Source organism: Oribacterium sp. HCP3S3_B9, from assembly GCF_052064255.1.
Taxonomy (GTDB): domain Bacteria; phylum Bacillota; class Clostridia; order Lachnospirales; family Lachnospiraceae; genus Oribacterium.
In genome coordinates this window covers 241,983-256,198 of record NZ_JBQHVY010000001.1, presented here as the reverse complement: position 1 = coordinate 256,198, position 14,216 = coordinate 241,983, and the positions used below count along the sequence as shown (strand labels likewise).

General features: G+C 53.8%; 12 protein-coding genes. 8 read left to right on the top strand and 4 right to left on the bottom strand.

Annotated features, from left to right (window positions below):
- Positions 1-12: 12 nt before the first annotated feature.
- Complete coding sequence (locus ACTNC3_RS01110; protein WP_410042388.1) at positions 13-657, bottom strand: hypothetical protein; 645 nt, start codon at positions 655-657, stop codon at positions 13-15.
- A 392-nt stretch (positions 658-1,049) separates the two neighbouring features.
- Here ACTNC3_RS01110 and ACTNC3_RS01105 point away from each other — a divergent pair, with 392 nt between their 5' ends.
- Positions 1,050-2,267: an iron-containing alcohol dehydrogenase gene (locus ACTNC3_RS01105; RefSeq protein ID WP_410042389.1), complete on the top strand. Its 1,218-nt coding sequence runs from the start codon at positions 1,050-1,052 to the stop codon at positions 2,265-2,267.
- Between the two features lie 141 nt (positions 2,268-2,408).
- Here ACTNC3_RS01105 and mgtE read toward each other — a convergent pair whose 3' ends face one another.
- Complete coding sequence (mgtE, locus tag ACTNC3_RS01100) at positions 2,409-4,001, bottom strand: magnesium transporter (RefSeq protein ID WP_410042390.1); 1,593 nt, start codon at positions 3,999-4,001, stop codon at positions 2,409-2,411.
- Between the two features lie 383 nt (positions 4,002-4,384).
- Here mgtE and ACTNC3_RS01095 point away from each other — a divergent pair, with 383 nt between their 5' ends.
- The 6 genes from ACTNC3_RS01095 (at position 4,385) to ACTNC3_RS01070 (ending at position 10,847) form a co-directional block, all read left to right on the top strand.
- On the top strand, positions 4,385-5,266 hold the full coding sequence (locus tag ACTNC3_RS01095) for a sulfide/dihydroorotate dehydrogenase-like FAD/NAD-binding protein (RefSeq protein WP_410042391.1): 882 nt from the start codon (positions 4,385-4,387) through the stop codon (positions 5,264-5,266).
- A 14-nt stretch (positions 5,267-5,280) separates the two neighbouring features.
- Positions 5,281-6,675 carry an NADPH-dependent glutamate synthase gene (gene gltA, locus ACTNC3_RS01090; protein WP_441226182.1) on the top strand — a complete coding sequence of 465 codons (1,395 nt, stop codon included), beginning with the start codon at positions 5,281-5,283 and terminating at the stop codon, positions 6,673-6,675.
- A gap of 171 nt (positions 6,676-6,846) precedes the next feature.
- Positions 6,847-7,539, top strand: coding sequence for an iron-sulfur cluster assembly scaffold protein (locus tag ACTNC3_RS01085; protein ID WP_410042393.1), 693 nt, complete (start codon positions 6,847-6,849; stop codon positions 7,537-7,539).
- Positions 7,540-7,563: 24 nt separating this feature from the next.
- On the top strand, positions 7,564-8,574 hold the full coding sequence (locus ACTNC3_RS01080; RefSeq protein ID WP_410042394.1) for a GGGtGRT protein: 1,011 nt from the start codon (positions 7,564-7,566) through the stop codon (positions 8,572-8,574).
- Positions 8,575-8,655: 81 nt separating this feature from the next.
- Positions 8,656-10,230, top strand: a complete 1,575-nt coding sequence (gene cls / locus ACTNC3_RS01075) for a cardiolipin synthase (RefSeq protein ID WP_441226181.1) — start codon at positions 8,656-8,658, stop codon at positions 10,228-10,230.
- Positions 10,231-10,247: 17 nt separating this feature from the next.
- Entirely contained in the window at positions 10,248-10,847 is a 600-nt protein-coding gene (locus ACTNC3_RS01070) for a manganese efflux pump MntP (RefSeq protein ID WP_441226180.1), read from the top strand.
- 130 nt (positions 10,848-10,977) lie between these two features.
- Here ACTNC3_RS01070 and ACTNC3_RS01065 read toward each other — a convergent pair whose 3' ends face one another.
- Together ACTNC3_RS01065 and pdxR are read right to left on the bottom strand one after the other, a co-directional pair.
- Positions 10,978-11,505, bottom strand: a complete 528-nt coding sequence (locus tag ACTNC3_RS01065) for a signal peptidase II (RefSeq protein ID WP_410042397.1) — start codon at positions 11,503-11,505, stop codon at positions 10,978-10,980.
- A gap of 25 nt (positions 11,506-11,530) precedes the next feature.
- Positions 11,531-12,760, bottom strand: a complete 1,230-nt coding sequence (gene pdxR / locus ACTNC3_RS01060; RefSeq protein ID WP_441226179.1) for a MocR-like pyridoxine biosynthesis transcription factor PdxR — start codon at positions 12,758-12,760, stop codon at positions 11,531-11,533.
- 123 nt (positions 12,761-12,883) lie between these two features.
- On the opposite strand from pdxR, the gene ACTNC3_RS01055 reads away from it, so the two are divergent.
- Complete coding sequence (locus ACTNC3_RS01055) at positions 12,884-14,080, top strand: A/G-specific adenine glycosylase (RefSeq protein ID WP_441226178.1); 1,197 nt, start codon at positions 12,884-12,886, stop codon at positions 14,078-14,080.
- The last annotated feature ends 136 nt before the right edge of the window (positions 14,081-14,216 follow it).

Genomic DNA, 14,216 nt, shown 5'->3' with positions numbered 1-14,216 from the left:
CTGTGCGTGGTCTCAGGCCTCCGGTTCCGCGTTTTCCGTCTCCGCGAGGATGATCTCCTTCGCGTAGGGGAGGGTCTCGATCCAGTGGCAGAAGGTATGCCACTCGTCGAGCTTATGATTCTTCCGTGCGAAGTAGATGTTGATCAGCGTCTCATAGTTCAGGGAGATGGTGCGCATCTGGTTGTAGGACTCCGGGAGCATCTCGATGAGATCATACCAGTCGGCCTTATCCTTCCCGTTCTCCATATAGCGGAGGCGGATCTTCTCGATCTCCGCGATGTAATTCTTCATGATCTCGAGTGCATCGTCGGTCAGATGATCATGCGAGAAATCCTCGAGCTCGATCGGCTTACTGTGGATTTTATGCATGGTTGAGGTAGAGTTTGCGACGGTCGCCACCTTATAGGTATCGTACTCCTTCCACCAGTAGAGCGGTGCTGTGACATCACAGCAGACGAAGATCTGGCGGACATACTTCCGGTGATCGGAGCCGGCGAGACGGAGACGCTTTGCGAGGGAGAGATCATTCGGTCCCAGCACATAGTTTCCATCCTCATCGTAGTAGCTGTCGGAGCGTGCCCAGGAGTTCAGCGGATTCCGGGCACCGCGCATCGCGTTTTCCAGATTCATCACGGATGTTCTTTCGACTTTTAACATGTATACCTCTTTCTTATGTGTATCGATTTTTCGATCAGGTTTGGGTCAATGCCTCTATATTAACAGATATCGCAGGGAAACGGAATACAGATCAGGCATGGGCCGGAGATCAGGTAGCGGAACGGTTACGCAGAAGGGACCTCTCCGTAGGGCTTCTGCTGCCTGCGCTCCGGGCTTCCTGACGAATCCGCAGTGGCTTCAACTTTCGTCTACTTTGTCAAAAAAATGCGAATAATTTGTTGAAATTATACTAAATCACTTAATCACCATTGCTATTGACTGAGCAAAATGCTATAATGTCTTTGAATGTTAAAGAAATAACAAACCTCGGCGGGCGGACACATCGTTCGTGATGCGACAGAGGCTTGTCAAAAAGAAAGAAGGAATATACTATGGCTAGATTCTGTTTACCAAGAGACATTTATCACGGTAAGGGCGCATTAGCAGAGCTCAAGAACTTCAAGGGTAAGAAGGCGATGATCTGCGTCGGTGGTGGATCCATGAAGCGTTTCGGTTTCCTCCAGAGAGCAGAGGAGTACCTGAAGGAGGCTGGATTTGAGGTTCAGCTTTACGAGGGTATCGAGCCGGATCCATCCGTTGAGACCGTTATGAAGGGCGCTGCAGCCATGATCGAGTTCCAGCCTGACTGGATCATCGCGATGGGCGGCGGATCACCGATCGATGCTGCGAAGGCAATGTGGATCAAGTATGAGTATCCAGATTGCACCTTCGAGGATATGTGTAAGGTATTCGGTATTCCGGAGCTTCGCCATAAGGCACACTTCTGTGCGATTTCCTCTACTTCCGGTACTGCAACCGAGGTAACTGCCTTCTCGATCATCACGGATTATCAGAAGGGCACCAAGTACCCGATCGCTGACTTCGAGATCACACCGGATGTTGCGATCGTTGATCCTGAGCTTGCAGAGACCATGCCGAAGAAGCTCGTTGCGCACACTGGTATGGATGCGATGACACATGCTATCGAGGCGTATGTTTCTACCGCAAACTGCAACTACACCGATCCGCTGGCAATCCATGCCATCGAGCTCATCCAGAACAACCTTGTAAAGTCCTACAACGAGGATATGGTTGCGCGTGATACCATGCATGATGCACAGTGCCTCGCTGGTATGGCATTCTCGAACGCACTGCTTGGTATCGTTCACTCTATGGCACACAAGACCGGTGCTGTATTCGCTGATTACGGCGCACACATCATCCACGGTGCCGCAAATGCTATGTACCTTCCGAAGGTTATCGCTTTCAACGCAAAGGACGAGACCGCAAAGAAGAGATATGGTGTCATCGCTGATTACATGCACCTCGAGGGCGCAAACGATGATGAGAAGGTTGCAAACCTCATCAAGTATCTCCGCAAGATGAACGATGAGCTGAACATCCCGCACTGCATCAAGAACTATGGCGCAGATTCCTATCCGACAGAGCAGGGCTTCGTACCTGAGGATGTATTCCTTGAGAGACTCCCTGGCATCGCAGAGAGAGCGATCGGTGATGCATGTACCGGTTCCAACCCTCGTCAGCCGTCTCAGGAAGAGATGGAGAAGCTGCTGAAGGCTTGCTACTATGACACAGAGGTAGATTTCTAATCAGACCTGATCTGATCCATACGAAAGCTTAGTCAATGACTTTTTCTCTTAAAAGGAGCGCCGCCCATCCGGGCGGCGCTCCTTTTTGGGTAAAACAATGGGCGCAGGGCCCTGGAGGCCCTGCGCCCATGAAGATTCAGATTATTCAAGATATGGGAGAAACGCGCTGGCGAGTCCGAGGAAGATGAAGAATCCGAGGACATCCGTCGCAGTTGTCACGAAGATACTCGACGCGAGGGCCGGGTCAGCATGCAGCTTCTCGAGCGTGAGCGGTACGAGGAAGCCGAAGATGCCGGAAACCACGAGGTTGCCGATCATCGCGAGGAAGATGATGAGTCCGAGATAGACATTGCCATAGAGAAGGGCGACCACGATGCCGGTAACGAGACCGGTAGCCGCACCATCGACGACGCCGAGCAGGATCTCCTTCACGAAGGGCTTCCAGTTCTCCTTAAACGTGATCTCGCCGTTTGCGAGCTCACGGACCATGACGGACATGGTCTGGGTGCCGGCATTGCCGCCCATACCGGAGACGATGGTCATCGTCGCGGAGAGGGCGACCACCTTCGCGATGGTCGATTCAAACATCTTGACGGTGAAGGACGCGAGGAATGCCGTCAGCAGGTTGATCAGCAGCCACGGCAGACGCATGCGTACCGATTCCCAGAGGGTCGTATCGAGACCCTCCTCTGCGGAGGTACCTCCTAAGTGCGCGATATCCTCATCGTGCTCCTCATTGATGACATCGATGATATCATCGACGGTGATGATGCCGAGGATGGAACCCTTACTGGACACGACGGGGATGGCCTGCAGATCATACTTCGATACGACCTGGGCGACCTCCTCCTGATCGACCTCCGGCTCGACGGACACGACCTGATCGTCCATGATCTCGGACAGCTTTGTGTTACGCGGAGAGCTCAGGAGATCTCTGAGGTCGACGGTGCCGACCAGCTTCTTCAGGCGCTCCTCGTCGGTGACATAGATCGTTTCGATGACCTCGGTCTTCGGACCGATGTCACGAATCGTGTCGAGTGCCTGGGCACAGGTACGGTCCTCACGCAGGGCGATGTACTCGGTGGTCATGATACCACCGGCACTGTCATCCGGATACTGCAGGAGGGTATGAATGATCCGACGGTCGCCGGACTTCATGCGGTTCAGCAGTCGCTTCTGATGAGCGATTTCCATCTCGCCCAGGATATCTACGATATCATCCTTCGACATGTCCTCGAACATGGCGAGCAGGGTATCATCATCGAGGTGCTCACTGATACGCTGACGCGTGTCATCATCTGCCTCCTCCATGATCTCGGTCAGCTGTTCGGTATTCAGGAACTTCGGGAGCTTCTGCAGGTCCTCATCATCGAGGTCATCGACCTCTTCGACGAAGTCGGCCGGCTGCATCTCCTCGTAGTACTCACTGATCTCTTCCTTATTCCCCTCGTCGATGAGCTCTTCGAGTTCGTCCTCACGTTCCGGTTCGTCTGCTCTGTCCTCATCGAAGTCATCGGTATCAGTATGGATCTGGCTTCGCTCATCATCGTCTGATTTTTTATCATCATCCGGGATGGACTCGAAAAGGTCGGTCAGGTTCGGGCGCGACTCCTCCGGAATCTCCGGTTCGTCGTCTTCCCATGAACGGGGATCGACATTCGAAACAGACTTTCCTGCAGCGCTTGTTTCCTGATTCAGCTTATGTTCTTCATCCTGCTGCTTCAGTTCATCCATGGCGCACCTCCTGATCTATGCATGAGGGCAGAAACCCCTGCATACCGTTTACTTCTCTTCCCATTTTAAAAATTCGGCTTCGATATGGCAACCTTTTTTTGAATTGTACGGACAGATAAGCATCCACCGTTTTCCTTATATATAGGAAGCGGCATCACTGACGATACAGAAGTGGCAGAAAACGTACTTTCTGCTGTGAAGCAGCCGGAGAATATATGAATGATATGTATAAAAGCCATAAAGAGATCGTTAAATAAACAGCAATCCTGTGAAACTTTTGTTGAGATTGCGATGGGAAATGTTATAATAAAAGTATTGTGATTCAGTCGCAGAAGTCGCTCTGCGTTCTGGAATCTCAGAGAACGAAGAACATGGAGGAAATCATGTACGAAATAACCAAAGTTGAGCACCTTGTTGACAAGGACTGGCTTATGGTCATCAAGGCACCATTTGTTGCCAAGAAGTGTGAGCCTGGTCAGTTTATGATTGCGAAGCTCGGAGAGCTGGGCGAGAGAATTCCGTTTACCATCGCAGATTACGATCGGGAGGCAGAGACCATCACCATCGTATTCCAGGTAGTCGGCGCTTCCACCGAGAAGATGAGCCACCTGAAGGCCGGTGATTCTTTCACGGATATCGTAGGACCGCTCGGCAGACCGTCCGAGATGATCGACACACCGATCGAGGAGCTGAAGAAGGAGTCATTTATCTTCATTGCCGGCGGTGTTGGTGCTGCGCCGGTTTATCCGCAGGTGAAGTGGCTGCATGAGCACGGCATCGAGGCGGATGTCATCCTCGGTGCGAGAAACAAGGATCTTCTGATTATGGAAGAGGATCTTCGCAAGGTGGCGGCCAATGTCTATGTATGTACAGATGATGGCTCCTACGGCGAGAAGGGTGTCGTAACCGACATTCTGAAGAAGCTGGTCAATGAAGACGGCAAGAAGTATACGAAGTGCGTAGCCATCGGACCAGTCATCATGATGAAGTTTGCCTGCCTCACCACAAAGGATCTCGGCATCCCGACCATCGTTTCCATGAACCCGATCATGATCGATGGTACCGGCATGTGCGGTGCCTGCCGTCTGATCGTCGGCGATAAGGTGAAGTTTGCCTGCGTGGATGGACCTGAGTTTGATGGACATCTCGTAGACTTCGACCTCGCGATGAAGCGTCAGAGACAGTACAAGGATGAAGAGGGAAGAGCGATGCTCGCATTACAGGAGGGTGCTACACACTCCGGCGGCTGCGAAGCAGATAAATAATCAGGAGGCAGAGAATGGACGTTAAGAATAGAATTCCTGTCCGCGAGCAGGATGCGAAGGTAAGAGCAACAAACTTCGAAGAGGTTTGTCTCGGATATAATGACGAAGAAGCACACCTTGAGGCGACCCGTTGCCTCGAGTGTAAGAACCCTATGTGCGTGAAGGGCTGCCCTGTTTCCATCAACATTCCGGGCTTCATCCATCACGTAAAGGAAGGCAATATCGAGGCAGCAGCAGATGTGATCGCACTGTCCTCTGCACTTCCAGCAGTATGCGGACGTGTCTGCCCTCAGGAGACACAGTGCGAGGGTAAGTGCGTACGTGGTATCAAGGGTGAGGCGATCTCCATCGGTAAGCTCGAGCGTTACGTAGCGGACTGGGCGAGAGAGCATGACTATGTGGCTGCGAAGCCGGGCACACCGAATGGCAAGAAGGTAGCCGTCATCGGTTCCGGTCCTTCCGGACTGACCTGCGCAGGCGATCTTGCAAAGCTCGGCTACGATGTAACCATCTTTGAGGCATTCCATCAGCCAGGTGGCGTTCTCGTATATGGTATTCCAGAGTTCCGTCTTCCGAAGGATCGTGTCGTAAAGCCGGAAATCGAGAACGTAAAGAAGCTCGGTGTAAAGATCGATACCAACGTTATCATCGGTCGTTCCCTGACCATCGATGACCTGCTCACAGAAGAGGGCTTCGATGCCGTATTTATCGGCTCCGGTGCAGGTCTTCCTCGCTTCATGAACATCCCGGGCGAGTCTGCAAACGGTGTTTACTCCGCAAATGAGTTCCTGACACGTAATAATCTTATGAAGGCTTATCGTGATGATTCCGATACGCCGATCAAGGTTGGTAAGAAGGTCGTCGTTGTCGGTGGTGGTAACGTAGCGATGGATGCTGCGAGAACCGCACTTCGTCTCGGCGCAGAGGTACATATCGTATACCGTCGTTCCGAGGAAGAGCTTCCGGCACGTCGTGAGGAGGTTCATCACGCGAAGGAGGAGGGTATCATCTTCGATCTCCTCGAGAATCCGATTCAGATCTATACCGATGAGAATGACTGGGTAAAGGGCGTTCAGATTCAGCGTATGCAGCTCGGTGAGCCGGATGCATCCGGTCGTCGTAGACCAGAAGCGATCCCTGGCGATGTATATGACATGGATTGCGATATGGTCATCATGTCCCTCGGTACCTCTCCGAACCCGCTCATCAAGGATACAACCGCTGGTCTCGACACCAACTCGCATGGCTGTATCATCGCGAAGGAGGAGAACGGACAGACTTCGAAGACCGCCGTTTATGCCGGTGGTGATGCTGTAACCGGCGCTGCAACCGTTATCCTTGCGATGGGTGCCGGTAAGGCTGCTGCAAAGGGCATCGATGATTATCTCATGGGCCGCACCACAGAGTAATCATAAAAGAATTTTGTATACATGAAATTTTCGGCGTGTATTCACTTGAATACACGCCTTCTTTGTGAGAAAATAGACAAAGTTTCCAAGACAGTGTTTTATGCTGTGGAAATTTGAATTTTGCGTCGTTCACGTTTTCGAATTTGCGTGGATTGTTGAAAGGAGATTCATATGACCTATACAAATGAGGTTGAGAACATGTGCCCTATTGCACAGGGTGTTCATCATGGTGCTGCTCCTATTCCTGAAGAGGGAAAGTGGGTACAGTCCAAGGAAGTAAAGGATATTTCCGGATTCACACACGGTGTAGGCTGGTGTGCACCACAGCAGGGTGCCTGCAAGCTTTCTCTGAATATTAAGGAAGGTATCATCCAGGAGGCACTTGTCGAGACCATCGGCTGCTCTGGTATGACGCATTCTGCTGCGATGGCTGCAGAGATTCTTCCGGGTCTTACCGTTCTCGAGGCATTAAACACCGACCTCGTATGTGATGCAATCAACACAGCCATGAGAGAGCTGTTCCTCCAGATTGCATATGGCCGTTCTCAGTCTGCATTCTCCGATGACGGACTTGCCGTAGGTGCAGGTCTTGAGGACCTTGGTAAGGGCCTCCGCTCCCAGGTTGGTACCATGTACGGTACACTGAAGAAGGGACCTCGTTACCTTGAGATGGCTGAGGGTTATGTAACTGACATCGCACTGGATAAGGATGATCAGATTATCGGTTACAAGTATGTTAACCTCGGTAAGATGACAGACTTCATCAAGAAGGGTGATGATCCTACCACAGCATGGGAGAAGGCAAAGGGCCAGTACGGTCGTATCGACGATGCTGTTAAGTTCATCGATCCACGTAAGCAGTGATAAGCTCAGAAGGAGGAAATTAAGATGGCATTATTTGAGGGATACGAGAGACGTATCAAGCAGATCAATGAAGCTTTAAATAAGTACGGTATCGCTGATATCGAAGAAGCTCGTAAGATTACAGAAGACGCTGGCCTCGATGTTTACAACATGGTAAAGGGCGTTCAGACCATTTGCTTCGAGAATGCTTGCTGGGCTTACATCGTAGGTGCTGCAATCGCAATCAAGAAGAACTGCAGAAACGCAGCTGACGCTGCCGCTGCAATCGGTGAGGGACTTCAGTCCTTCTGCATCCCTGGTTCCGTAGCAGACAACCGTAAGGTAGGTCTCGGCCATGGTAACCTGGGCAAGATGCTCCTTTCTGAGGAAACCGAGTGCTTCTGCTTCCTCGCAGGTCACGAGTCCTTCGCAGCCGCTGAGGGTGCGATCGGTATCGCAAACAACGCAAACAAGGTTCGTGTGAAGCCGCTTCGTGTTATCCTGAACGGCCTCGGCAAGGACGCTGCGAAGATCATCTCCAGAATCAACGGATTCACCTTCGTTGAGACTGAGTATGATCCATATACCAACACCGTCACCGAGACAGAGCGCATCGCTTATTCCGATGGCCCAAGAGCGAAGGTTAACTGCTATGGCGCAAACTCTGTTCCAGAGGGCGTAGCCATCATGTGGAAGGAGAACGTAGACGTTTCCATCACTGGTAACTCTACCAACCCGACCAGATTCCAGCACCCGGTTGCAGGCACCTACAAGAAGGAGCGCCTCGAGGCTGGTAAGAAGTACTTCTCCGTAGCATCAGGCGGAGGAACCGGACGTACACTTCACCCGGATAACATGGCAGCAGGTCCTGCTTCCTACGGTATGACCGATACACTCGGCCGTATGCACAGTGATGCACAGTTCGCTGGCTCATCTTCTGTACCTGCACACGTAGAGATGATGGGTCTGATCGGCATGGGCAACAACCCTATGGTTGGCGCTACTGTATCCGTTGCCGTAGCGGTTGCTGAGGCTGCAAAGGCTGGCAAGTTCTAAAGGATTTTTCCACAATTATACGAACGAGGGGTTATCGCTTCGATAGCCCCTCGTTTTTAAAAATCGAAAGGATGTGAATATATGGCAGATTTCAGCACGGAAGAAGGAAAGGCAGCGAATAAAAACGGTATATTGCGGGCACTTTTCGTCGGGCTGGCACTGATCATTCAGATTCTTCTGATCATCTCCTTTTTTACGAGACTGAGCCGGTACGCGGAGTGGGTACAGAATGTGACGGAGGTGATCGCACTGCTCATGGTGCTTGTCATCTACGGGCAGCATAAGACGAGCTCGATGAAGATGCCGTGGATCATCCTCATCATGGCGTTTCCGGTGTTCGGTATCGTCCTGTACTTCCTCATCGGTCTCGATGTGTCGACACGGAAGATGCGGGAGCGTTACCAGAAAATCGATCATGTGCTGTTCCCGGCACTGAAGGATACTGCGGATCCGGCGGATCTGGAAGCGTTGAAAAAGGAGAATCCGGCAGCGGCCTCCATCGCACAGTATCTTCAGAATTATGCCTCCTACCCGGTTTACCGGAACACGGATGTCGAGTATTACGATGATGCCGCGAAGGGCCTGGAGGCGCAGCTTCGCGACCTTCGGAAGGCGAAGCAGTTCATCTTCATGGAGTACCATGCCATCGAGGATAAGGAGTCCTGGTGGCGTATCGAGGAGGTGCTCGTCGAGCGTGTGAAGGCCGGCGTCCATGTGCGTGTGTTCTATGATGATATGGGTTCCATCGGCTTCATCACGACGGATTTCGTGAAGAAGATGGAGCGACTCGGGATTCACTGCCGTGTATTTAATCCGTTCGCACCAGGCGCAAACCTCTTCCTGAATTACCGTGATCACCGAAAGATCACCGTCATCGATAACCGTGTCGGCTTCACCGGTGGCTATAATCTCGCCAATGAGTATTTCAATGTGACACACCCATACGGGCAGTGGAAGGACAGCGGTATCCGCATCGAGGGACCAGCGGTGCAGAGCATGACCCTCACCTTCCTCGAGATGTGGAATGCTGTCCGCGCGACCGACTGGGACGACCCGGATGCGCTTCGTTTCCTGAAGAGCTATCACTATACCGCGAAGGAGCCGACGGGCTTCATCCAGCCGTATGCCGACAGTCCGATGGATGACGAGCAGGTCGGGGAGAATGTCTACATCAGTATGGCGAACAAAGCAGAGAAGTACTGCTACTTCATCACACCGTATCTGATCATCACGGATGAGATGAATCATGCACTCGGACTCGCGGCGAAGCGAGGTGTGGATGTGCGGATCATCACGCCGGGTATCCCGGATAAGCGGATGGTCTACGGTGTCACTCGCTCCTTCTATAACGGCCTCGTGCGGAATGGTGTCCGCATCTTCGAGTGGACGCCGGGCTTCTGCCATGCGAAGATGAGCGTGGCCGATGATCGGATGGCGACCTGCGGTACCATCAACCTTGACTATCGTTCCCTGTATCACCACTTCGAGAACGGCTGCTTCCTGGCGGACTGCTCCGCGGTACAGGAGATCAAGGCGGACTTCGACCGTACATTTAAGGAGTGCCGTGAGGTGACGGATGAATACCGCATCGGCCGCCGAGGCACCTTTAAGCGACTGTGGCAGCTCTTCCTTCGCCTCTTTGCAGAGCTGATGTGATGCTGGAGAACAGGTATATGGGAATTTCTTTTGTAGTAAACAGCGTGCTGCTCGGCGTCGGTCTGGCGATGGATGCCTTTTCCGTATCGATGGCGGATGGGCTCTCGAATCCGAAGATGCCGCGCGCGGAGATGGTCCGGATCGCCGGCTGCTTCGCGTTCTTCCAGTGGCTTATGCCGATGCTCGGCTGGGTGCTGGTCCACACGATCGTGCTGTACTTTCAGGCCTTTCAGAAGTTGATTCCATGGATCGCGCTGATTCTTCTCTGCTATATCGGTGGCAGCATGCTGCTGGAGGGGATTCGGAACCCGGAGGGAGAGGAGTGTGGCATCGAAGAGACGGATGCGAAGCTTCCGCTCGGGAAGCTCGCGATGCAGGGCGTCGCTACCTCGATCGATGCACTTTCGGTCGGCTTCACGATTTCGGAGTACCACCTGATGGAAGCATTGGCCGCGACCATCCTCATCGCGGTCGTGACCTTTGTGATCTGTAGCGGCGGACTCCAGATCGGACGCGTGGCCGGCACGAAGCTGAGCGGTAAGGCGGCCATCCTCGGCGGTGTGATCCTGATCGGCATCGGGATCGAGATTTTCGTCAGCGGTCTGTTTTTCGGATGAGCTGCTCACCAGCGGTATCTGCCGATCATGACAGAATAGTCGTACGTATGATAACAGCCAGTGGCCTTTCGACCGCTGGCTGTTCTTATAGGCATGAGTGAAGCACACGTGGCGCGGCGTCTTCTGTGAATCAGTCGTCTCTCCCAAAAAGCGAAGCGAGTGCATACAGCGCGCCGCCGAGGCAGATCGCGATGTCACCGATGTTCACGATGATCTTTTTCAGGCTTCCGATGCGGATGTTCAGGTAGTCCGTGACTTCGCCATGCATTCCGCGGTCGAGAACGTTACTGAGCGCACCGCCGATCACGATGGACATGCCGAGCTTCCGGAGCTTATAGCGCTTCGGGAAGTAGGCGGTCATATACTGGAGTCCACCGGCGAGGAAGCCGACCGCGGCCATGGAGCTCAGCTTTACGAACTCCGGATATTCCTTGAGATGCCCCTTCGAGAAGCCCGGATTATGTGCGCGCATGATCTGCACATAGCCCTTCGTGCCTGGCATCTCGCGAGGGAAGTTCTCCTCCGGCTCGGTATCGATCGCTGTCTTAAACATCTGGTCGATGGAGCAGATGAGGCTCGCAATCGCCGTATAGTGCATGAACTCACCTGAAATCGTCCAGATCAGATGTGTGGTCTTCATATTCTTGATCAGTCCCATAAGGCACCTCCTTTTATAAACTATATTATATCAGTTTTTTTCGATCCTGACGACGTTTCCGGCGCACCCGGTTGATATATCGCTCGAAGGCACCGCTGTTCAGATACTCCGCGAGCACATACTGATCATAGGTCGGAACAGTGCAGGAGTAGAAGCTGATCTTTGCCTTCAGCTCCGCCGCCCACTTCTTCGGGAGCAGCATATAACCGGTTCGGATCGCCGGGGAGATGGTTTTCGTGAAGGTGTTCATATAGATGACCGTCTCCTCTGGTGCCAGCGAAAAGAGCGTGTCCTCCGATTTCGTCGAGGGTGAGAATTCGGAGGCGTAATCATCCTCGATGATCATAGCCTGGCGCTGCTTCGCCCAGGAGATGTACTCCTGTCGCTTGCCGGCCGTCGCCGTCACACCGCTCGGATAGGAGTCGAAGGGTGTCACATGCAGTACGCCTGCGTTCGAACGCCGGAGCTCACTCGAGTGAATGCCGTGATGGCCGAGCTTCAGAAGCTCGCAGTGCGCACCGTTCGCCTCATACACCCTCCGTATCTTTTCGTAGGAAGGATCCTCCAGCGCATAGACCCGCTCACGCCCGAGCATCTGTACGATCAGGCTGTAGAGGTACTCGGATCCGGCTCCCACGATGATCTGCGAAACATCGACATGGATGCCTCGGCTCCGCTGCAGGTAGCGCGCGATGCTCTCGCGGAAGTAGAGTGTTCCCTCGTTCGGTGAGCGCTGCATGCACTCCTCCGCATATTCCGACAGTACGCGCCGCATCGTCCGTGCGAAGCCCGCGAAGGAAAGCTCTGTGGCGGCTGCCTCGTACTGATCCGTCGCCGGTACGCCTTCTGCCTGGGTCAATGCAGAGATCATGGTTCCGCCCGCTGCTTCTGCTGAAGCTCGGAAGGTCATATTCTCTGCCGGCCGACTGTCTCCGGTGGCGACGAAAGAGCCGGAAGGCGTGCCATCTGCGTGCCGGCCGTCTGCATCGTCCGAAGCATCCCCGACGGGGAAGGCATCCTCTGAGCGGTAGCAGACGAAGTAACCGCTGCGCTCGCGCGCCTCGATGTAGCCCTCGTCGATGAGGAGATTATAAGCGTGCTCCACCGTGATGACCGAGGTATCGGTCTGCTCCGCCATCGTCCGCTTCGACGGTACGCGCTCACCGAGCGCATAGGCGCCACTCGTGATGTCGCCGCGGAGTGCTTCGTAAATCTTCAGATAGGCTGGTCGTTTCGTTTCATCTGCTGGTCGCATAACTTCTCTTTTCTGACGTGAAAATCTATAATCAGATTATAACATGAAAATTTCGATGTGCGAAATCGGCATCAGCGTATATACTATAGCTTCAGAACCAACAGGACATATAGGAATCAAATGATGGAAATATCAGAACAGATGACACAGAAGCTGATCGAGTGGTATGCGGAGAAGCGCCGGATCCTCCCGTGGCGTGAGAATCCGACCCCGTACCATGTGTGGATCTCCGAGATCATGCTGCAGCAGACCCGGGTAGATACCGTGAAGGGCTACTATGCACGCTTTCTCGCGAGCTGCCCGGATATCCGTGCGCTGGCAGAGGCCCCGGAGGACGTCTACATGAAGCTCTGGGAGGGGCTCGGCTACTACTCCCGCGTGCGGAATATGCATAAGGCGGCAGAGGAGATTATGACAGCGTATGGCGGGGAGATGCCGGGAAGCTATGAGAAGCTTCTCGGGATCACAGGCATCGGACCGTATACCGCGGCGGCCATCGCCTCCATCGCCTTCGGGGAGAAAGTACCGGCGGTCGATGGAAACCTCCTGCGCGTATTCGCCCGGCTCAGCGCGTATCCGGAGAATATCAAGACGGAGAAGGCACGAAAGGTGGCTGCCGAATACTACCTTCGCTGGATGCCGGAGGGCGTACGCACCACGCAGGGTACGGCGTCAGCAGAAAAATGTCTTGAGACAGCGCGTCTGTCACTGACGGATACGGGGGCGGGCGTTCCGGATGCAGACCGTGTTGCAGAGCGGGCGACGTGTGCTGCTCACGGTTTCTACACACCGGGCAGCTTTAACCAGGCCCTCATGGATCTTGGGGCGACGATCTGCCTCCCGAACCGTGCACCGCTCTGCACAGACTGCCCGCTCCGGGACTTCTGCACGGCGCACGCCCGTGGAGAAGAGACCGCCTACCCTGTCATGCCAGAGAAGAAGGCACGTCGCATCGAGGACCGCACGGTTTTTCTGATTCATGACGCAGGAAGAATCGTCATCGGCAAGCGACCGCCGAAAGGCCTGCTCGCAAGCCTCTATGAGTTTCCGAACACCGAAGGCCACCTCTCCGAAGCGGACGCCCTCCGGTATGTGGCCGGCCTCGGCATCCAGGCGCTCCGCATCCGCCCGCTGCCGGCCGCGAAGCACATCTTCAGCCACATCGAGTGGCACATGATCGGCTACGCCATCACCGTTGACGAACTCGCCCCCTTCGACAGCGATCAGCTCCTCCTCGTCTCTCTGAAGGAGCTCGCCGAAACCTACTCGATCCCTTCCGCCTTCGCCGCCTATCGCAGCCTGCTCCCGGAAGAGGGATGAGAAGCAGGAAAGCCCGGAGTACTGTGCTTCTGGTGGCAGCCCTCCGGGCGCTCCTGTCCTGGTCACACGAGACCGGAAAGCCCGGAAAACACAGGTCTTTTCGCAGAAACCTTGCTAGTCATACCGCGTTTTGTTA